Origin of the sequence: Actinomadura rugatobispora (genome assembly GCF_042656285.1) — a bacterium.
Classification (GTDB): domain Bacteria; phylum Actinomycetota; class Actinomycetes; order Streptosporangiales; family Streptosporangiaceae; genus Spirillospora; species Spirillospora rugatobispora.
Map to the genome: position 1 here is coordinate 1 of NZ_JBHSON010000053.1, position 20,351 is coordinate 20,351.

General features: G+C 70.9%; 16 protein-coding genes and 1 riboswitch. Of the genes, 4 read left to right on the forward strand and 12 right to left on the reverse strand.

Features of this window, described 5'->3' with window-relative positions; genetic code table 11:
- Window positions 1–126: 126 nt before the first annotated feature.
- Window positions 127–585 carry a GNAT family N-acetyltransferase gene (locus tag ACFPZN_RS32330; RefSeq protein WP_378286210.1) on the reverse strand — a complete coding sequence of 153 codons (459 nt, stop codon included), beginning with the start codon at window positions 583–585 and terminating at the stop codon, window positions 127–129.
- 156 nt (window positions 586–741) lie between these two features.
- On the opposite strand from ACFPZN_RS32330, the gene ACFPZN_RS32335 reads away from it, so the two are divergent.
- A complete protein-coding gene (locus ACFPZN_RS32335; RefSeq protein ID WP_378286074.1) occupies window positions 742–1,059 on the forward strand; it encodes a WhiB family transcriptional regulator in 318 nt (105 codons plus the stop codon).
- A gap of 78 nt (window positions 1,060–1,137) precedes the next feature.
- Here the strand turns inward: ACFPZN_RS32335 and ACFPZN_RS32340 are convergent, their stop codons facing one another.
- Window positions 1,138–2,100, reverse strand: coding sequence for an NADPH:quinone oxidoreductase family protein (locus tag ACFPZN_RS32340; RefSeq protein ID WP_378286075.1), 963 nt, complete (start codon window positions 2,098–2,100; stop codon window positions 1,138–1,140).
- A 141-nt stretch (window positions 2,101–2,241) separates the two neighbouring features.
- Here ACFPZN_RS32340 and ACFPZN_RS32345 point away from each other — a divergent pair, with 141 nt between their 5' ends.
- The gene (locus ACFPZN_RS32345; protein ID WP_378286076.1) at window positions 2,242–2,868 is read left to right on the forward strand and encodes a rhomboid family intramembrane serine protease; all 627 of its coding nucleotides are present in this window, start codon (window positions 2,242–2,244) and stop codon (window positions 2,866–2,868) included.
- A gap of 13 nt (window positions 2,869–2,881) precedes the next feature.
- Here ACFPZN_RS32345 and ACFPZN_RS32350 read toward each other — a convergent pair whose 3' ends face one another.
- The 10 genes from ACFPZN_RS32350 to ACFPZN_RS32395 all read right to left on the reverse strand — a co-directional run bounded on the left by ACFPZN_RS32350 (window position 2,882) and on the right by ACFPZN_RS32395 (window position 16,104).
- The gene (locus ACFPZN_RS32350) at window positions 2,882–3,658 is read right to left on the reverse strand and encodes an SDR family oxidoreductase (RefSeq protein ID WP_378286077.1); all 777 of its coding nucleotides are present in this window, start codon (window positions 3,656–3,658) and stop codon (window positions 2,882–2,884) included.
- Between the two features lie 241 nt (window positions 3,659–3,899).
- The gene (locus ACFPZN_RS32355) at window positions 3,900–5,285 is read right to left on the reverse strand and encodes a pentapeptide repeat-containing protein (RefSeq protein ID WP_378286078.1); all 1,386 of its coding nucleotides are present in this window, start codon (window positions 5,283–5,285) and stop codon (window positions 3,900–3,902) included.
- A 146-nt stretch (window positions 5,286–5,431) separates the two neighbouring features.
- Window positions 5,432–6,217, reverse strand: a complete 786-nt coding sequence (locus tag ACFPZN_RS32360; RefSeq protein WP_378286079.1) for a sporulation protein — start codon at window positions 6,215–6,217, stop codon at window positions 5,432–5,434.
- A gap of 150 nt (window positions 6,218–6,367) precedes the next feature.
- A complete protein-coding gene (locus tag ACFPZN_RS32365; protein WP_378286080.1) occupies window positions 6,368–6,694 on the reverse strand; it encodes a DMT family transporter in 327 nt (108 codons plus the stop codon).
- Window positions 6,695–6,725: 31 nt separating this feature from the next.
- Window positions 6,726–6,792: riboswitch (guanidine-III (ykkC-III) riboswitch) on the reverse strand.
- A 62-nt stretch (window positions 6,793–6,854) separates the two neighbouring features.
- A complete protein-coding gene (locus tag ACFPZN_RS32370) occupies window positions 6,855–8,186 on the reverse strand; it encodes a UDP-glucose dehydrogenase family protein (RefSeq protein WP_378286082.1) in 1,332 nt (443 codons plus the stop codon).
- A 56-nt stretch (window positions 8,187–8,242) separates the two neighbouring features.
- The gene (locus tag ACFPZN_RS32375) at window positions 8,243–9,403 is read right to left on the reverse strand and encodes a right-handed parallel beta-helix repeat-containing protein (RefSeq protein ID WP_378286083.1); all 1,161 of its coding nucleotides are present in this window, start codon (window positions 9,401–9,403) and stop codon (window positions 8,243–8,245) included.
- Between the two features lie 38 nt (window positions 9,404–9,441).
- Window positions 9,442–10,608: a right-handed parallel beta-helix repeat-containing protein gene (locus ACFPZN_RS32380; RefSeq protein WP_378286085.1), complete on the reverse strand. Its 1,167-nt coding sequence runs from the start codon at window positions 10,606–10,608 to the stop codon at window positions 9,442–9,444.
- Between the two features lie 45 nt (window positions 10,609–10,653).
- On the reverse strand, window positions 10,654–12,621 hold the full coding sequence (locus tag ACFPZN_RS32385) for a right-handed parallel beta-helix repeat-containing protein (protein WP_378286086.1): 1,968 nt from the start codon (window positions 12,619–12,621) through the stop codon (window positions 10,654–10,656).
- A 1-nt stretch (window position 12,622) separates the two neighbouring features.
- Window positions 12,623–14,833: a right-handed parallel beta-helix repeat-containing protein gene (locus tag ACFPZN_RS32390; RefSeq protein ID WP_378286087.1), complete on the reverse strand. Its 2,211-nt coding sequence runs from the start codon at window positions 14,831–14,833 to the stop codon at window positions 12,623–12,625.
- Window positions 14,830–16,104, reverse strand: coding sequence for a glycosyltransferase family 2 protein (locus ACFPZN_RS32395; protein WP_378286088.1), 1,275 nt, complete (start codon window positions 16,102–16,104; stop codon window positions 14,830–14,832). The genes ACFPZN_RS32390 and ACFPZN_RS32395 overlap by 4 nt, the downstream gene beginning before the upstream one ends.
- Before the next feature lie 506 nt (window positions 16,105–16,610).
- Here ACFPZN_RS32395 and ACFPZN_RS32400 point away from each other — a divergent pair.
- Entirely contained in the window at window positions 16,611–18,443 is a 1,833-nt protein-coding gene (locus ACFPZN_RS32400) for an acyl-CoA dehydrogenase (protein ID WP_378286089.1), read from the forward strand.
- A 206-nt stretch (window positions 18,444–18,649) separates the two neighbouring features.
- Window positions 18,650–20,293: an OmpA family protein gene (locus ACFPZN_RS32405; RefSeq protein WP_378286090.1), complete on the forward strand. Its 1,644-nt coding sequence runs from the start codon at window positions 18,650–18,652 to the stop codon at window positions 20,291–20,293.
- The last annotated feature ends 58 nt before the right edge of the window (window positions 20,294–20,351 follow it).

Below are 20,351 nucleotides of genomic sequence, written 5' to 3' on the forward strand. Positions count from 1 at the left end.
CGATCTCCAAACACCGGGCAAAAGGCCAGGTCGACCGCACCAACCACCGGGCGACCCTCACCATCGACATCCTCCACCCACCTGAGTTGACGCCCACCCCAAGCCCTTAACTACCCGGCATTGGGGCTAACCGTCCTTGAGGTGGTACTTCATGCCCATGTGGGAGGGGCGGAAGCCGATCTTCTGGTAGAAGCGGATCGAGTCGGGGCGCTGGCGGTCGGTGGTGAGTTGCACCACACGGCAGCCGCGGGCGCGGGCCTGGTCGATGGCCCAGCGGATGAGCACCTGCCCGACGCCGTGGCCGCGGTGCTCGGAGGCGACGCGCACGCCCTCGATCTGGGCGCGCTCGCCGCCGGTGTAGGTGAGGCCGGGGATGTAGGTCAGCTGCAGCGTGCCCGCGATGGCGCCGTCGATCTCGGCGACGATCACGCTGTTGTTGGGGTCCCCGTCGATCGCGTCGAACGCGGCGAAGTACGCCTCGGGGATGACCTCGCCCGGTGATTCGCGGGTCTGGCCCAGTGGATCGTCGGCCAGCAGCCGGACGATCGCGGGCAGATCCGCCCGGGTCGCCTCCCGGAAGGTCACTTCTTGATCACGCCGCACGTCACACAGGTTATCCGGCCGTATCGTCCCTCTCGACACAACGACTTGTAGTACTACGCCTTGTAGTACTACGTTGGGTTCAGCAAAGAATCCCGCCCCGGAACTGCCCGGCGTCCGAGCACGCCCCAGGGAGCAGCCATGCAGCACGACGAGAACGAGGAACACTGGAGCGACCACGCCATCTGCCGCGGCGCCGACCCCGACCTGTTCTTCCCCATCGGCTATTCCGCGCCGATCCTGCGGGAGCAGGAGCGGGCGGCCAAGGCGATCTGCGGCCACTGCCCGGTGACGGCCGACTGCCTCGCCTGGGCGCTGCGCGTGGGCGAGCCGGACGGCGTCTGGGGCGGCACCACGCCCGAGGAGCGCCGCCACCTGCGCCGCTCCGCGGACGCCCCGCCCCGCCGCCGCCTGCCCGTCATCATGGTCCGCGGCGACGTGGTGGAGGACGCGGCTTGACCGAGCGAAGCGAGGGCAAGAGCGCCGTTCTTGCCGGGGGGTGTGGGGGGTCGTCCCCCCACGAAGGCACGGCCTGAGTCAGGGGGTCAGGGCTACCTTGCCGACGACGCGGCGGCCTAGCAGGTCGTCCAGGACGGCGGGGGCCGACTCCAGCGGCGCGGTGCGCGGCGCGACCGGCGCGAGCCGCCCGTCCGCGACCATCGCCAGCAGCTCCTCCAGAAGCGCCCGCTGCTCCAGCGGGCGCGCCCCCGACCAGGCGCCCCAGTCGACCCCGGTCACCGTGCGGTTGCGGAGCAGGACCTGGTTGAGCGGCAGCGACGGGATGTCGCCCGACGCGAAACCGATCACCAGGTAGCGGCCGAACTCGCGCAGGGACCGTAGTGCCGGGTCGGCCAGCCGGCCGCCGACGGGGTCGTAGACGAGATCCACGCCGCCGGGCGACCAGGCGCGGGCCGCGGTCTTCACGTCCTCGGACGAGGTGTCCACCGCGGCGTCGGCGCCCGCCGCCAGCGCGGCCTCCCGCTTCTCCGCGGACGACGCCGCGGCCAGTACCCGGGCGCCCAGCGCCGTGGCGATCTGGACGGCGGCGAGCCCGACCCCGCCGCCCGCGCCCAGCACGAGCACGGTCTCCCCGGAGCGCAGCCCGCCGCGCTCCCGCAGCGCGAACAGGCCGGTGCAGTAGCTCTGGGTGAACGTGGCGGCCCGCGCGGCGTCCAGTTCGGCGGGGATCGGCACCACGGACGCCGCCGCGAGGGCGATCCGCTCGGCGAAGCCGCCGAGACCGCACATGGCGAGGACGCGTGTGCCGACGGGCGGCTCGGTCACGCCGGGCGCCGCGGCGACGATCGTCCCGGCGATCTCGCTGCCCGGGACGAACGGCAGCGGCGGCTTGATCTGGTACCGGCCCTGGACGAACAGCCCGTCCACGTAGTTGACCCCCGCCGCCTCGACCGCGACGACCACCTGGCCGGGGGCGGGCTCGACGGGAGCGGTGTCCCGGACGACGACCGAACCGAGTTCTTCGCATACCACTGAGCGCATTGCATCAATATGGCGAAACCGAATCCCGTTCGCCACACCGGGGCGCCGGGTACGGGTGGGACGAGCGGGACGGGCACGATGCGCGGCCCGCGAACGTTACCGATAATGACGGCAGGGTCATCACACCAACGGTGGGCGAACATGAGCTATCCCCCGGTCCCCGAGAAGCACCGCTCCGAAGGGCTCGCGACGCACGGCGTGCGCGCCCTGTCGGCGGCCATCATCATCGGCGTCGTCACCGCCGGCATGTGGGTGCTGGAGATCGCCGACTACGTGATGAACGGCGCGCTGGACGACTACGGCATCCGCCCCCACGACGTGAGCGACCTGCCCGACATCTTCACCGCCCCGTTCATGCACGGCGGGTTCGGCCACCTGATCGGCAACACCCTCCCGTTCGTCATCCTGGGGTTCCTCGCCGCCGCCCGCGGCATCGTCAAGTTCCTGGTCGCCAGCCTGATCATCGTGGTGGTCGGGGGGCTGGGCGTGTGGTTCCTCAGCTCCGCCAACACGCTGGGCTCCAGCATCCTGATCTTCGGCTTCTTCGGCTACCTGCTCGGCCGGGGCCTGTTCGAGCGGCGGCTGCTCGACCTGGCCATCGCGGTCGGCGTGGTCCTGGTCTACGGCACGATGATCTTCGGTGTGCTGCCGAGCGACCCGGGGATCTCCTGGCAGGGTCACCTGTTCGGGATGCTCGGCGGTGTGCTGGCGTCCTGGGTGCTGCGCCGGGGCCACGACAAGGAGGTCCGGGCGCCCGCCTACGAGTGAGCGCCCGGAGGGCTCAGGGGCGGCGGCCGCGGGGGCGGACGGTGATCTCCGACACGACCGCGTCCGCCGGCGTCTCCAGGGCCGCGACCAGCGCGCGCGCCACGGTCGCCGGATCGGTGAACGCGTCCTCGTCGTAGACCCGCCCCTCCTGGGCGTGCACCTTCCGCTGCATCTCCGTCGAGGTGCGCCCCGGGTACACCGTCGTCACCCGGATCGCCGGCTCCTCCGCCCGCAGCGAGTCGGCCAGCGCCCGCAGCCCGAACTTGCTCGCCGCGTACGCCGACCACTTCGGGTTGGCGCGCAGCCCCGCCGTCGAGTTGACGAACACCACGTGCCCTTCGGCCGCGCGCAGCGCGGGAAGCAGGATCCGGGTCAGCTCCGCCGCCGACACCAGGTTGACCATCAGCTGGTCGATCCAGTGGTCGGCGTCCTGTTCGGCCACCGCGCCCAGGTCGACCACGCCCGCGCTGTGCACGACGCCGTCCAGCCGGGCGGGGACGCCGCCCTCGGCCAGCGCCGCCTCCAGCCGCCGCGGCTCGGTCAGGTCCAGTGTGAGGGTGCGCGCGGAGCCCTGCGGCGTGGTCGTGCGGACCGCGCCCGGCTCGCCGTTGCGGTCCCGCACCAGCACCTGCGTGCGCCCGTGCTGCCCGGTGGAGATCCGCTGCGCCAGCGCCGCCAGCCGCTCCGGCGACCGTCCGGCCAGGATCAGCTCGTGCCCGCGCTCGGCCAGCAGCCCCGCGACGGCGGCGCCGATCCCGCCGGTCGCCCCCGTGATCAGATACATGCCCATGACGCCCCATTCTCCTCGCTCATCGTGGTCGATGCGCGGTCCGGCCCACAGGTTCGCCTCACGTTCCTAGGGCCTGTCTCGAAGTGGCCTCAGGTGCGGCGCGAGCGCGTTACCTGGACGGTGGTGCGATGCCGGAGGCGAGCGTCACCGGCCAGATCGCGGAGCGATGCCGCGCTCGCCAAGGCCCGGTCAGGGGCGAGCCGCCAGGCGAGCGCCGTAGGCCGGGACTTTGAGACACAGCCTAGTTGGGACGCAGGACGCGGGTCACGCCGGCGATGAGCGCGGTGGCCAGGATCCACCCGGTCGCGATCAGGGCGTAGGCCATCCAGCGCGACCAGCCCTGCGGGTCGTAGGCCTGCTGCTGCCCGAAGGTGTCGATCGGGATCAGCAGGTCCAGCGTGTAGACGAGCGCGTGGAAGTCGGGCTGCTCCTCGCCCGGTTTGATCGACTTGGGCGGGTTGAGGGAGAAGACCAGCGTGCCGACCGCCACCAGCACCCCGAACCACGCGAACGCCAGCCAGGGCCGGAAGCCGTAGCCGACCGTCCAGTCCAGCAGGCCGTTCCAGGCCCGGCCGATGAGGTTGAGGTTGCGGCGGCGGGCGCGCATCTTGGCCAGCTGCACCTTGCGGGCCAGGTCGTCGTGGCCGATCCCGTGGTACCAGGAGGCCAGCTGCTCGTACGGCTGGGTGTGGAACTCCTTGTCGCGGGAGATCCAGCTGAGCCGGTCCTTGAAGTCCCCGCCCCGCAGCGTCTCGTAGACGAGGCCGTTCAGCCACAGCTCGTCCGGCCAGATGTCCGGATGATCCATGATCAGCTGGATCCGGGAGTACGACAGCGCCACCCGGCCCTGGATCTTCTCCGCCGGCCACAGCGTCAGCTCGTCGCACACCATGTGGCTGGCGTGCAGCGCCATCCGGTCGGGCGCGCCCGCGTCCATCCGGGCCCGGGAGAACGACAGCGTCCCGTTGATCCGGGCGCTGCGCAGCCGGACCGTCCCGATCGTGGTCGCCCGGCTGAACTCGGCGGCGTCCTCCACGACCATGTTCTGCGCGTCCATGGCCAGCCGGCCGGGGTTGCGCAGCACCGCGTCCTCCATCCAGAGCCCGCCGTTCATCCGGGCCCCGACCAGCCGCGCCCCGCCCTCGATCTCGCACTCGCGGGCGAAGAGCCCGACCTCGACCAGCAGCGCCGCGGCCGAGATCGCCCACTCGCCGGGATCGGTCACCGAGACGCGGGTGCCGTTCATCCGGAGCCCGCCCATGAGCTGGGCGCGGGTCAGCCGCACCTGCCCCTCGACCACCGAGCCGGACAGGCTGAGGTAGCCGTCGGCGCGCAGCCCGCCGCCGTCGAACCCCGGCATCCGGCAGTCCGAGAGCCGCAGCTGGCGGGCCTGGGCGTTGGAGAAGTCGGGGACCTCCACCAGGCGGCAGTGGGTCAGGCGGAGCTCGTACTCCACCGTGCCGCCCGAAAGCTCCAGGGGGCCGATGATGTACGCACCGCTCAGCCGCACGGCCGCCACGAAGCCGCTGCGCGGCTCGCACGCCCCCAGCAGCAACTGGGAGATCACCTCGGCGCGGACGATCCGGTCGGGGTCGGGCCCGGCTGGAATCTCATCTCCCAGGACCACCTGCCCTCCGCTGGGGAAGGCCGTCCACAGTCGTCGTTCCGCATCGCTCAGTCCGGGAGGTTCCGCCACAAGGCCCCTTTCTATGGGCAACCCCCCTGAATGATCAAGGCCCGGAGGGTTCCCCCCGGGCCTCGCTCATTCGGTGTTTAGAACAGGCCCCTGCGGCGGCCGGCCTTCTGCAGGAACTCGTCGAGCTTCTGCTCCCAGTTGGTCTGCTCGACGGTCGCGTAGTCGACGGTGAAGCGGCTGAACGCGTCGTGCCCCTCGGTGAACGCCCCGCCCCGCTTGTCGAGCTCCAGCACGACCTCCATCGACTGCGGGTACGACACGAACGTGACCTCGAGCTGCTTGATGCCCCGCGCGTACTGCGACGGCGGGTAGTACTCGATCTCCTGGTAGAACGGCAGCTCCTGGTGGACGCCCCAGATCCGGCCCTTCTCGCAGTCGGCGTTTCGGAACTGGAAGCCGAGGTTGGAGAAGGCCAGCAGGATGCGCTCCTGCGCGGGCAGCGGGTGCACCGCGATCGGGTCGAGGTCGGTCGCGTCCACGGCCCGCGCCACCTCGAGCTCGGTGGCGACGCCCACGGTGGTGCCGTGCAGCGCCCGGCCGTAGAAGTGGGTGAGCGGCGCCTCCCACGGGATCGGCAGCTGGAACGGGATGCTGTGGCGCGCCCCGTCTTCCAGCTTGAACGCCCCCGCGATCGGCAGCTTGGCGTACTCCAGGTTGGACGAGTACTCGTTGTCGCCGGACTCGATCTCCACCCGGGTCTTCAGCGCCAGCTTCACGCCGATGATGTCGGAGTCGTGCTCGCCGCCCACGATCGTCACCTCGCCGGTGACGGTGCCGCCGGGCGTGGTGTTCGGGTTGTGCAGGACGGTCTCGACCTGGGGGCCGCCGACTCCCATCGCCTGCATGAGCTTCTTGAAGACCAAGGTTTCCTCCCGTGCCGTGGACGCCTTCCCGTTCCCCGCGCGTCCATGTCGGTTTGGCGTGCTTGTTCGGATAGACGCGTTGGGGGGAGGCTACGTTCCACCTGCGTGACTCGCAGCGGAACCGCCCCATTCAGGACGGTCCGGCGGACGTCAGTGCGCGCCACCGCCGGCCAGGTTGAGACCGACCACGCCGATCACGATCAGCGCGAGCGCGCCCAGCTTGAGCGGGGTGACCCGGTCGCCCATCAGCACCATGCCCAGCACGGCCGTGCCGACGGCGCCGATGCCGACCCAGACCGCGTACGCGGTGCCGACCTCCAGCCGGTTCACCGCCATGCTGAGCAGGCCGAAACTGGTCACGGCGAAGACGAGGAATCCGATCGAGGGGACGAGCTCGGTGAAGCCCTTGCTCTGCTTGAGGCAGAGCGCCATCGCGACCTCGAACAGACCGGCGACGACGACGAGGACCCAGGCCATGATCTTTCCTTCCGGACGGGTATGCCTTGCCCGCGCGTCGTCTTTGCCTGCCGGGTACGGCGCGCACCTCGTCCGGGAAGGCCGGGAACGGCCCTCACCTGGATGCTAACAAGCCGAAAACACAAGAACTTCCGGCGGAGGGGCGGTGGGGGGGGGGGGATCAGTTCCTCCCGAGGGCGCGGTACTCCCAGCCCGCTGCGCGCCACTGGGCGGCGTCGAGGGCGTGGCGGCCGTCGACGATCCGCTTGTGCCGGACGACCTCGGCCAGCGCGTTGGGGTCGATCTCGCGGAAGTCGGACCACTCGGTCAGCAGGACCACCACGTCGGCGTCCTCGGCGGCGTCCAGGGCGCTCTCGCCGTAACGCAGCTCGGGGTAGGCGCGTCGGGCGTTGTCGAGCGCGGCCGGGTCGAAGACGCGGACGTGGCCGCCGAGGCCGTGCATGGTGCGGGCCACGTCCAGGGCGGGCGCGTCGCGGATGTCGTCGGAGTTGGGCTTGAACGCCGCGCCCCAGGCGGCGATGCGGCGGCCGGAGATCTGCCCGCCGAGCAGCTCGCGTACCAGGTCGACGGTGCGGGCGCGGCGCCGCCGGTTGATGTCGTCCACCTCGCGCAGGAACGACACCGCCTGCCCGACGCCGATCTCCTCGGCCCGGTGGGCGAAGGCCCGGATGTCCTTGGGGAGGCAGCCGCCGCCGAAGCCGAGGCCCGGCTTGAGGAACTTGCCGCCGATCCGGTCGTCCAGGGCGAGGGAGTCGGCGAGGTCCTTGATGTCGGCGCCGACGGCCTCGCAGACCTCGGCCATCGCGTTGATGTAGGAGATCTTGGTGGCGAGGAAGGAGTTGGCCGCGACCTTCACCAGCTCGGCGGTGGCGAGGTCGGTGCGGATGACCGGGGTGCCCTGGTCGAGGATGGGCTTGAACGCGGCGCGCAGCCGCTCGTCCGCCCAGTCGGAGGCGACGCCGAACACGAGGCGGTCGGGGCGCATGGTGTCGTCGACGGCGAAGCCCTCGCGCAGGAACTCGGGGTTCCAGGCCAGCTCGACGTCGGTGCCGGCCGGGGCCAGCTCCTGCACCAGCGAGGTGAGGCGGGCGGCGGTGCCCACGGGCACGGTGGACTTGCCGACGACCAGGGTGCGCCGGTCCAGGTACGGGGCCAGCCCGCGGACGGCGGCGTCCACGTAGGTCAGGTCGCAGGCGTCCGATCCGGGCATCTGCGGGGTGCCCACGCACACGAAGTGGACGTCGCCGAACCCGCCGGCCTCCTCGAAGGAGGTGGTGAACCGCAGCCGCCCCGACTCCAGCGCCTTGGCCAGCAGCTCGGGCAGTCCGGGTTCGAAGAACGGTACCTCCCCCGCCGCCAGTTTCGCGATCTTTCCCTCGTCCACGTCCACGCCGAGGACCTCGAAGCCCAGGACGGCCATGCAGATCGCGTGTGTGGCACCGAGGTAGCCGGTGCCGATGACAGTGAGCCTCGGAGCCCCCGTGGGGTTCATGTGCCTTCTCCTTGCTGTGCGGTCGTTGAAGTCGTTGGAACGGGGCGGTGCTCAGATCAGGAGCAGGCGCCCTTGTTGAGCAGCCGGCCGCCTGTGACGCGGTTGTCGCAGGCCACCCGGTTGCCGTCGGAGAAGAGGTTGAAGCCGACGCCCCGGCCCCCGCCGAGGTCGACGATGTTGCCGCGGAAGGTGTTGCCGGTTCCCCAGCCCCGATACTCCTCGTGTGCCTGGAACCCGTCCTTGACGGTCCTGGACCCGCGGTTGCCCTCGATCACGTAGTTGTTGCCCTTGACGTCCACCCACGAGTCGTTGACCTTGTCCCCGGACAGCCGCGAGCCGTCGAAGACGTTCCCCGCGATGCGGCCGCCGGAGGTGCCCTCCTTGATGTCGACGGCCTCCGCGGTGGTGCCCTGGATGCGGTTGGCGGCGACGAGGTTGTTGTCGCTCTTGTCCGGCTGCCCCTGGGTGAGCTGGGCCCAGTTCTTGTGGGACGAGCCGAGGTAGACGCCCTCGCCGAAGCGCGGGTTGGAGCGTCCGGTGCCGGTGATGGTGTTGTGCGTGACGGCGTTGCCGGTGCTGAACCGGCGCAGGTGGATCGCCTCGTCGCCGGTGTCGCGCACGGTCAGGCCCTGGAGGACGGAGCCGGACGAGCCGTCCAGCATCACGCCCTTCTGGCTGTTGCGGACGGTGAAGCCGACCAGCCGCCAGTGGCTGGCGCCCTCCAGGTGGAAGCCGTAGCCCTTGCCGGCGTTGCCGCCGTCCAGCACCGCCCCGGCCGGTCCGCACACGAAGATCGGCTTGTCGGCGGTGCCGGAGCGCTGCGTGCGGTACTGCCCCGGGTAGGTGCCGGGGGCGAGTCGGATGACGTCGCCGGGGTTGGCGTCGTTGAGCTTCTCCTGCAGTTCGACGGGCGAGCTGACGGTCGCGGTCGCGTTCGGGCAGGTGATCCGGCCGCCCATCGCGGGCAGCGGGAGCGTCTGCTGCGGGCCGGTGGGCCCGCCAGGGCCGCCGGGCCCGCCGGGGTTGCCCGCGCCGGGGGTGGCGCCCGGTGCGGCGCCGGGTGCCGGGCCGCCCGCGGGCGGCGCGGGGAGCGGGGCGTCGCCCGCCGCCGGCTCGCCGGAGCCGCCGTCCCCGCTCCCGGTGGCCACCAGCACGACCGCGCTGGTGGCCACGGCACCGGCGACCAGCAGGCCGGTGAACTTCCAGTCGATTGCCACGATCTACCTCGTGCCGCTCCGGGCCGGCCCGCGGCCGGTCAGGAGCAGCCGCCCTTCTTGGTGAGCTGCCCGCCGGTCACCTTGTTGTCGCAGGCGATGGTGTTGCCGCCGACGGTGTCGTTGATGCCGACGCCGTTGCCGCCGGCCAGGTCGATGGTGTTGCGGCGGAAGACGTTGCCCTTGCCCCAGCCGTCCACGATCTCGTGCGTCTGGAAGCCGTCGGCCGGGGTCTTGGTGCCGCGGTTGTCCTCGATGACGTAGTTGTTGCCCTTGACGTCGATCCAGGAGTCGTTGTGCTTGTCGCCGCCGGTGACCGAGCCGTCGAACACGTTCCCGATGATCTTGCCGCCGGAGGTGCCCTCCTTGATGTCGATCGCCTCGGCGGTGGCCCGGATGACGTTGCCGCGCACCACGTTGTTGTCACTGTTGTCGATCTTGCCGCCGGAGAACCGCTTCCAGTTCGACTGCGCGGTGCCGAGGTAGACGCCCTCGCCGAACTTCTCCCGGCGTAGCCCGGTGTTGTAGATCTTGTTGTACTGGACGCTGTTGCCGGTGGAGAAGTTGCGCAGGTGGATGGCCTCGTCGCCGATGTCGTGCACGGTCAGCCCCTGGATGATCGACCCGTTGCTGGTGTCGGCCATCACGCCCTTCTGGCTGTTCTTGACGGTGAAGCCGATCAGCCGCCAGTGGCCGGCCTTGTTCAGGTGGAAGGCGTAGCCCTTCTTCACGCCGCCGCCGTCGAGCACCGCGTTCTGGTCGCCGCACAGGAAGATCGGCTGCTGCGGGGTGCCGGAGGCGGTGGCCACGAACTTGCCCTCGTAGGTGCCGGCGTTCATCTTGATCACGTCGCCGGCGGCAGCGCCCTTCAGCGCCTGCTCCAGCTCCTGGGCGTTGCCGACGGTCTTGGTCGGGTTCGGGCAGGAGATCTTGCCCGCGCCCTCGGGCACCGGCAGGGTCAGCGGGGCGCCGGGCTTGGCGCCGCCGCCGTTGCCGCCGTCACCGCCGTCGCCCTCGTTCCCGTCGCCGCCGTCCCCGTCACCGCCGTCGCCGCCGTCGGGGGACGGCGCGGGACCGGGGCCGTTCGCGGAGGTGTTGGACGCCTTGTCGTCGCCGGTCACCCCCGTCACCAGGAACACCAGCCCGGCCACGACCAGCGCGCCCACCGCCAGCCCCACCAGGAACTTCACATCAACCTTGATCGTCATTGCCGCACCACTCCTTCGATGATCGCTCTGTGCCCCGTACCGCCGTCACGGGCGGGCGCCCGCCCCGGCCCGCTCCGCGTCGTGCCCGGGAGCCGCGGAATCGGTGGCGGTGCGGCGCAGGAGCCGCACAGGACGATCCTCAAGCTTGCTCTGGTTCTCGTACGGGTGGGAACCGCGCCGCCCGATCCGCATCCCGGCGTCCCGGGAGCGGTACATGGACACGGCCACGAGCAGGAAGACCAGGAACCAGATGATGTTCATCGGCTTCAGGAGCCGCTTGACCCAGGTCCAGAAGCCGGCGGTCTTGTGCCAGCCCTTGGTGTTGTTGTTCGCGTTGACGTAGGCCCCGGTGGCCCGGTCGACGTCCATCACGCTGGTCCCGGTGCCGCTGAGCGTGTTCCCGGTGATCTGCGTCCCGGCGACCGCGCCGCGCAGCGTGAGCCCGTGCCGGGAGGCCGACTGCACGGTGTTGCCGTTGATGGCGCCGCTGGAGTCGCGCAGGTAGAGGGCGGTGTCGGTGCCGCTGATGACGTTGCCGGCCACCGTCGCGCCCGAGACGCCGTCGCGCAGCACGATGCCCTGCCGGGACGGGTTGCTCACCTGGTTCCCGGAGATCTGCATCCGGGTCGCCTTCTCCCGGACGACGACGCCCATGTCGCCGCCGATGATCCGGTTGTTCTGGACGGCGGTGTTGTCGCCGCCGAGCAGCTCGACCCCGTACCGCTTGTTGTCGCGGGCGGTGCTGCCGCTGATCAGGTTGCCGCCGAAGGCGGTGATGGACTCGCCGGACGCGGACGCGCCGTCGGCCAGCGGCTGCCCGTTGAGGGTGTAGCCGTTGCCGCCGTTGCCCTGGGAGGTGCAGTTGGTGACCCGGACGCCCTCGGTGCCGCGCGACAGCACGAACCCGTCGCCGCGGCTCTTGGACACCGTGGTGTTCTCGATCACGGTGTTCTTGGCGAACCGGTGCAGCAGCAGGCCGTGCACCAGGCTGCCATCGATCCGGTTGTTGGTGATCTGGGTCTGGTTGGACGCGGTGACGAACAGCCCGTAGGCGTTGCCGGTGACCCGGACGTTGTCGATGGTGCCGCTGACCAGGTTGGCCTGCGGCACGTAGAAGGTGGCCCCGCCGCCGCCCGGCGCGGCGCCGACCTGGATCTCCTCCCGCGTCCCGCTGTTGGTGTCCTGGCCGCCGCTCGGGAGCTGGATCCGCCGCGCCGGCGCGCCCGCCTGGACGCGTTCGGCGGCCGAGTCGGGACGGTCGGTGCCGGTCAGCGCCAGCCCGCCGGTCCGCCCGCTCCAGAAGCCCAGGTTCGACACCTCGGTGTACTTCATGCTGAACTCGCCGCCGATGGCCCTGATGTAGGACCGCCCGTCCGACACCTGGGTGTCGGGCTGCCGGGTGTCGTCGTTCCAGCTGAGGAAGCGCACCGGGTTCTGCGCCGAGCCGTTGATCCGGACGCTGGCGCCGGAGCTGACGATCGAGGTGAACTGGCCCGGCACGCTGCGCATCCGGATGGTCAGCGGGCCGGAGGCGTTCTGCAGGATCAGCTTGGCGCCCTCGACCGCCAGGATGTTCATGGTCAGCAGGTAGGAGCCGTCGGACTGCTTCTCCAGGACCCGCTTGTTCTCCAGCTCCGCGACGTAGTACGGCTCGCGGCGCTGCGGCAGGACCAGGGTGCGGCCGTTGGCGGAGGCGGCGTTGTAGGGCTGCCGCACCTGGGCGGCGCGGGCGCCGCCGTCGGCCAGCTGCGAGTCGTGGTTGGCGCGCACCTGCATGATGCGCGTGTCCTCCTGGTCGACCAGGGTCGACTGCTGCCGCGCGGAGGAGGACGTCACCTCGTTCACGGCGGGCATGCCCTGCCCGTCGCCGGAGAAGTAGGTGCGGTAGGCGTAGGTGCCGCCGCCGGCCAGGCTGAGGACGAGGATGGTCGTGACGACCTTCCCGAACGAGCCCTGCTTGGCGGGCGGCTCCTCCACCTTGGACGCGTGCGCGCCCGGTTTCGCCCTCGCCATGTCACCTACCCCCTCGGTCGGGCTGCGGCATGCCCTGGACGGGCGTGGCGTGCGCCGGCTGGTGCCCGGGCGGCTGCTGGTGCCCGGCGCCGTTGCCGGCGCCCTGCGGCACCGGGGCGGCCATCGGGGCGGCCATCGGGACGGCCGGCTGCGGCGCGCGGTGCTGCGGCGCCCGGCGGGCGCCCCGGCCGTTGCCGTTCTGCGGGGCCGGCTGGCCCTGCGCGTTCGCCGTGGCGTGCCGTCCGGCGACGGGCTGCCCCGGCATGTTGGGCTGTCCCGGCAGCGGGAAGCCGCCGGTGTTGGTGGCACGGCCCGCGACGGGCTGCCCCGGCATCATCTGCTGGCCGCTGCCGGGCCGCTTCGGCAGGCTCCACACCTGGCGCTTCTCCATCGCCTGCTGCAGCGAGTACGGGTGCACGCCGGTGCGCCCGATCCGGACGCCGCCCCCGCCCCGGGCCCGCAGCATGGAGATGATCACCATGAGGAACACCGCGGCCCAGATCAGGTTCATCGGCTTGGCGTACCGCTTGGCCTTCATCCACAGCGAGGCGGTGTCGTGCCAGCCCTCGGTGTTGTTGTCCTCCTTGCGGACCGTTCCGTCCGAGCCGGAGGTGCTGACCGCGCTGGTGCCCGAGCCGCTGAGGGTGTTGTTGCGGACGGTGGAGCCGTCGTTGTCCCCCTTGAGCGTGATGCCGTGCGCGGTGGCGCCCTGCACCACGTTCCCGACCATGGAGGCGTTCGCGTTGCGCAGGTAGATGCCGGTGCGGGCGCCGACGACGGTGTTGCCGGCCAGGCTGGCGTCGCGGACGCCGTCGCGCAGCGCGATGCCCTGCCGCACCTGCTTCTGCAGCTGGTTGCCGGAGATCTGCACGTCGGTGGCGCCGTTGCGGACGACGATGCCCATGTCGCCGCCGATGACCCGGCTGTTCTGCACCGACAGCTTGTCGCCGCCCATGAGCTCGATGCCGTAGTGGCCGTTGTCCTTGGCCAGGCTGTTGGTGACCGAGCTGTCGCCGAAGCTCTCCAGCGACTCGCCGGACGCCGACGGGCCCTTGGCCAGCGCCTGCCCGTTGAGGGTGAAGCCGTTGTGGCCGTTGCGCTCGGCGGTGCAGCCCGTGACCCGGACCTTCTCGGTGGCCCGCGACAGGACGAACCCGTCGCCGCGGCTGCCGGTCACGGTCGTGTTCTGGATCGTGGCGTTCTTGGCGAACCGGTGCATCAGCACGCCGTGGACGAGGCTGCCCTCGATCCGGTTGTTGGTGATCTGGGTCTGGTTGGAGCCGGAGACGAACAGCCCGAACGCGTCGCCGACGATCGTGCTGTTGTCGATGGAGCCGGTGACCAGGTCGGTGGCGGGCACGTGGGTGGCGGTGCCGCCGGGCTGCTCGATCTCGATGTCGCCGGGGCCGCCGCCCCCGGTGGTGTTGCCCTGCTGGTTCTGCTCCAGCCGCTTCTTCTTGGCCTCGTGCCGCTGCTCCTTGTTGAGCCGCTTGACGGCGTTGGCGGGACGGTCGGTGCCGGTCAGCGCGATGCCGCCGGTCCGGCCGCTCCAGAAGCCGAGCTGGGAGACCTTGGCGTACTTCATCTTGAACTCGCCGCCGACCGCCCGGATGTAGGGGCGGCCGTCGGCGACCTGGACGTCGGGCCGCCGGGTCCGCGAGTCCCAGCTGTCGATCCGCACGGGGTTCTGCGCGGTGCCCTCGATCTGGAGGGCACCGCCGAAGCTCACGATGGAGCTGAAGGAGGTGGGGCTGCTGGCCATCCGGATGTGCAGCGGGCCGGCCGGGTTGCTCAGGACGAGCTTGGCGCCGTCCGCGACGAACAGGTGGGCGGACAGCATGAAGGAGCCGTCGCCGAGCCGCTGGAAGTACTTGCCGCCGATCTTCTGGAGGTCGGCGACGGTGTAGGGCTTGCCGCTGGCGACGGGCGGGAGCACCAGCGTCTTGCCGTGGCTGGACCCGAAGACCTGGGGCCGCTTCCACGTGGTGGTCTGGTCGCCGCCGATCTGCAGGATCGCGGCCAGCACCGAGCGGACCTGCATGATCCGCTGGTCCTCCTGGTCGACCAGGGTGGCCTGCCGCTTGGCGTCCTCGACCGGGCCCGCGTGGGCGGCCGGGATCGGGGCGACCGGGGCCAGGCCGGCCGGCAGGGTCAGGCCGGCGCCCAGCGCGAGCCCCAGTCCGAGGACCCTGCGGCGCTGCGGAACGATCACGGGGAGCCCACTCCCTGCAGCGAGCCCGCGGTCTGGCCGGCGCCGCCGATCTGGTCGGCGCTCCGGGTCAGCCAGCCCTGCTTGTTCATCGTGAGGAACGCGTAGAGCTTGATCGGCAGCGAGATCATGATGATGACCAGCGCGGTCAGCGGCAGCAGCAGGATCTCCTTGGGGTGCCGGCGCAGGTGGGACCAGCCGCGCACGCCGCGTCCGAACAGCACCCAGCCGATCGCCAGTGCGATGCCCAGCGGGTGCAGGTTGTCCAGGATCCGGCTGAAGATCAGGTAGGCGAGGGTGACGCCCATGGTGACCGGCGTCAGCAGGATCTGCAGCACGGTCACCTTGGTGACGAACGGGGTCTTCCACAGCCAGCCCTTCCACAGGGCGGTGAGGTAGCAGCGGTAGGAGTTGCGGCTCCAGCGGATGCGCTGCTTGACGAAGGCCCGGAAGGAGTCGGGGAACATCGAGATCGCGCGCGCCGACGACTGGTGCACGGTCTTGTAGCCCTGGGAGAGGGTCAGCCAGGTCAGCCGGCCGTCGTCGCCGGCGATGCAGCGGCGGCCGAGGAAGAACTCGTTCTCCAGGTTCTCCACCACCGGCAGGATCACCGAGCGGCGGTAGGCGGCGGTGCGGCCGGACAGGCAGGCCACGCCGCCCTTGGAGCCCATCGCGGGGACGTAGTCGTAGTAGCGCAGGTTGACCAGCCAGTCGGCGATGCGGCGCCAGACGCTGGTGGTGCGCTGGTAGACGTTCTGCTGGGTGCCGACGCCGCCGACCTGGGGGTCCTCGAACGGCATCTGGACGGCGTCCAGCAGGCCGGGCTGCCACCAGGTGTCGGAGTCGGCGAAGACGACGATCTCGCCGCGGGCGGCGCGGATGCCGACGCCGAGGGCGGAGCGCTTGCCGGAGTGCTCGTACACCAGCACGTGCAGGCGGGGGTCGGTGACCTGGGCGAGCCTGCGGTGGGCCTCGGTGTCGCCGACGTCGACGACGATGATGACCTCGCTGGGGTTCTGGGCGAGCCAGCTCTCCAGGCAGCGGATGAGGATCTCGGGGTCCTCGCGGTAGGAGGGCACCACCACCGAGACCGTGGTGCGGAAATTGTTGACGACCGGCTTGTCCATGCGGCTCAAGATCACCCGGTACAGCCAGAGCCCCCAGACCAGCAGTCCGGCGAAGCCCAGGGGGACGAATTTGCGCCAGTCGCCCCCCGCCGTCGCCCCCGCTATCGCCTCCCAGGCGTCTGCGAGCCACCCCGTGACAGACGACAAGACTCCTCCTTCCGTGGGCCCGAGGAGAGCTCCTGACCCTTGCGACCCCGTGCCACCTCCAGTAAGAGTGACGACCCTACGGAAAGGTTCAGTATTGCCAGATGCGGCCAGGGAGGTCCGGAGAGGCGGTTCTGATACCGGTTTGTCGTCTTCGCCGTCAAGCGAATGTCGCGAAAAGTCGAGAAATCGACGCATCGGCAATCGGACGGCTGTGCGCCGGACACATTTCCGAAACTCCTGACAATGGTCACCCTCATTGTCGGGGGTGAAATGTTCGGTTTGTGGTGATTCATTGGAACGTTCAAGACTCTGGACATGTGACCAGTTGGCAACTGTGAGTTGCGTCACGTCCTACGTTTGACCTTGATCGTGTCCGACATGTGGATGTTTGAAATCGTCCGATCCGTTGTGGTTGCAACCCGGTTACCAGCGGGTAGCATGATGTCGAGTTACCCACCAGTACGTGCGCGGGGCCCAGGAGCGCCGCCGGACAGACGGAGTGTTCGATGGGGCACTACAAGAGCAACCTCCGGGACCTGGAGTTCAACCTCTTCGAGGTCTTCGGCCGCCAGGACCTGCTCGGCAGCGGTCCCTACGAGGACCTGGACGAGGACACCGCGCGCAGCATCCTCGAGGAGGTCAACCGGCTCGCCGAGGGCCCGCTGGCCGAATCCTTCGAGGACGCCGACCGCCACCCGCCGGTCTTCGACCCCGCCGCGGGCACGGTCACCATGCCCGAGAGCTTCAAGAAGTCGTTCAAGGCGTGGATGGACGCCGAGTGGTACCGGGTCGACCTGGCCCCCGCGTTCGGCGGCACCGGCGCCCCGCGCAGCCTCGTCTGGGCGCTGGCCGAGCAGGTCCTCGGCGCCAACCCGGCCGTCTACATGTTCTCCTCGGGCCCCGGCTTCGCCCAGATCCTGTGGAACATCGGCACCCCCGAGCAGAAGCGGTTCGCCGAACTCGCGGCGGAGCGGCAGTGGGGCGCCACCATGGTGCTGACCGAGCCGGACGCCGGCTCCGACGTCGGCGCGGGCCGCGCCAAGGCCGTCCAGCAGCCCGACGGCACCTGGCACATCGAGGGCGTCAAGCGCTTCATCACCTCGGCCGAGCACGACATGTCCGAGAACATCTTCCACCTCGTGCTGGCCCGTCCCGAGGGAGCCGGAGCCGGCACCAAGGGCCTGTCGATGTTCCTGGTGCCCAAGTACCTGGTCGACCTGGAGACCGGCGAGCTCGGCGAGCGCAACGGCGCCTACGTCACCAACGTCGAGAAGAAGATGGGCCTCAAGGTCTCCACCACCTGCGAGCTCACCTTCGGGGAGCGGCACCCCGCCGTCGGGTACCTGGTCGGCGACGTGCACGAGGGCATCAAGCAGATGTTCCTCGTCATCGAGTACGCCCGCATGATGGTCGGCACCAAGGCCATCGCCACCCTCTCCACCGGCTACCTCAACGCGCTGGAGTACGCCAAGGAGCGGGTGCAGGGCGCCGACCTCACCCAGATGACCGACAAGACCGCGCCCCGCGTCACCATCACCCACCACCCGGACGTGCGGCGCAGCCTCATGACCCAGAAGGCCTACGCCGAGGGCATGCGGGCGCTGGTCCTGCTGACCGCCTCGTACCAGGACGCCGTCCAGATCGCCGAGCACGAGGGCCGCAGGGACGAGCTGGCCGAGAAGGTCAACGACCTCCTGCTCCCGGTCGTCAAGGGGTTCGGCTCCGAGCGCGCGTACGCCCTGCTCGGCTCCGAGTCGCTGCAGACCCTCGGCGGCTCGGGCTTCCTGCAGGACTACCCGATCGAGCAGTACATCCGCGACTCCAAGATCGACACCCTGTACGAGGGCACCACGGCCATCCAGGGCATGGACCTGTTCTTCCGCAAGATCCTGCGGGACAACGGCGCGGCCCTCCAGCACCTGGCCGGCGAGATCAGGGCGTTCGCGGGCAGCGAGGCCGGCAACGGGCGGCTCAAGAACGAGCGGGAGCGGCTCGGCCGGGCCCTCGACGACGTCCAGGGCATGCTGGAGCCGATGATCGGCTGGGCGCTCGCGTCCATGGAGGACGGCAAGGAGATCTACAAGGTCGGGCTCAACAGCTCCCGGCTGCTGCTGGCCCTCGGCGACGTGATCGTGGCCTGGCTGCTGTGCCGCCAGGCCGAGGTCGCCCTGGCCAAGCTGGGCGGCGAGGTGTCCGGCGCCGACCGCGACTTCTACACGGGCAAGGTCGCCGCGGCCCAGTTCTTCTGCGCCACCGTGCTGCCCCGGCTCGCGGCGGAGCGCGCCGTCGTCGAGGGCACCACGCTGGACATCATGGAGCTGCCCGAGTCGGCCTTCTGAGCCTCGCGCGAGCACCGCGGACGGCACTCCCGGCCCGGCCCCGGACCCTGTCCGGGACCGGGCCGTTCCGGTGTCCCGGTCTGAGGGCGTGAGGCACCGGTTGGGAGGAATCGGACGGTACGGCGGCCGCGGGCTCTATACGCTGGCCGGGAATGCCAGCGCCCCGCACCCGTAGCCCCCTGCCATCTCGACAGACCGGAGTGTCCATGCCGGCTCGCAAGTTCCTCCTCCCCATCGCCGTACCGCTGACCGGACTGATGGTCGCCACCGGGTGCTCGGGGTCGGACGGTACGGAGAAGTCCGACCCGCCGACCACCAAGGCGGGCGGGTCGAGCGGGGCGCCGCAGACCGGCGGCAGGCTCGTCAAGGAGGGCTGGTTCGGCTCGGCCGACGGGCTGCGCGCCCGGGTGGAGATCAAGGGGCTCGAACGGCAGGGCGCCAAGTCGGTGCTGCGCTACGCGGTGACCTCGATGGACTCGGCCGCCAAGTCCGTCCCGTTCGGGGTGACGCTGCTGGACCCGGTCGGCCGCAAGCTGTACCGGCCGACCGGCACCCCCGCCGGAGGGGGCGGGGCCGGCGCCCCGGCGGGCGGCGCGAGCACGCCCACGGACGGCGCGAGCACGCCCGCAGGCGGGGCGAGCACGCCGGCGGGCGGGACGGGCACGCCCGCGGCCGCGGCCGCGGCGAAGGCGGCGCCCGCACCCGTGCAGTTCGCGCCCGGCGCGACGCAGGAGCTGACCGCCGACTTCCCGCCGATCCCCTCGAACGTCCAGAAGGTCACCGTGATCACCACCGGGACCGCGGGCGAGTTCACCGGCGTCCCCGTGACCGGCACCGGGCCCGCCCCCGCGGGCGACCAGCCCGCGCCCGCCCCCGCGGGCGACCAGCCCGCGCCCGACGGCCCGGCCGACGCGAACGCCAACCCCGCCGACCTGTACGACATCACCGAGGGCGAGATCAAGGACGTCACCTCCAGCGGCTCCGACGTCAAGATGAACCTGCGCACCGACGTGCTGTTCGACTTCGACTCGGCCAAGCTGTCCGGACGCGCCAAGCAGGTCCTCGACCAGGCCGCCCAGGAGATCCGGGAGAAGGCCGACCCGGGCAAGCGGCCGCTCACCATCAACGGCCACACCGACAGCAAGGGCGCCGACGACTACAACCTCAAGCTGTCGCGGGAGCGCGCCGAGGCCGTCCAGAAGGAACTGCAGAACCGCCTCGGCACCACCTTCAGGTACTCCGCGCACGGCAAGGGCGAGGCCGAGCTGATCGCCAAGGAGGGCGGCTCGGACGACGCCAAGGCCCGCTCCCGCAACCGCCGCGTGGAGATCTCCTACGTGGTGCGGCAGCAGACCGCGGGCGCCACCGGCACCTCCACCGCCGCCGCCGACGGCCGCGGCGGCACCGTCCAGCCCGCCGCGTTCCGCGCGCAGGACGGCAAGACGGTCGCCAGCCGGTTCGGCCGGTTCGCCGGGGCCAAGCGGCGGCTGGACGTCAAGCCGTTCTACCGCGACGGCGCCTACCTGGTCGCGGTGTTCGAGCTGGTCAACGAGGGCCCGGGGACCACGCCCCCGGACGCGGCATACCCGCACAAGGACTACCTGGGCGGGGCGTTCACCTCGTTCTCGGTGCTGCTGCCCGGCGGCACCGACGTCTACCGCGCGGTACGGATCGGGGCGCCCGCCGCCAACAGCGCCACCTACGTCGACCCGGGCCGCGCCGTGTTCCGGACCGCGGTCAACGAGCCGGTGCGCGGATTCGTCTACATTCCGGCGCCGCCCGGCAACCCGAGCACGGTCGTCTTCGACGGCGGCCCGTTCGGGAAGACCAACAACGTCCCCGTCTCCTGACCGCGCCCTGATCGGGACGGCGGCGATCGTGACCCGACCGAAGTGATCGCCGCACGTG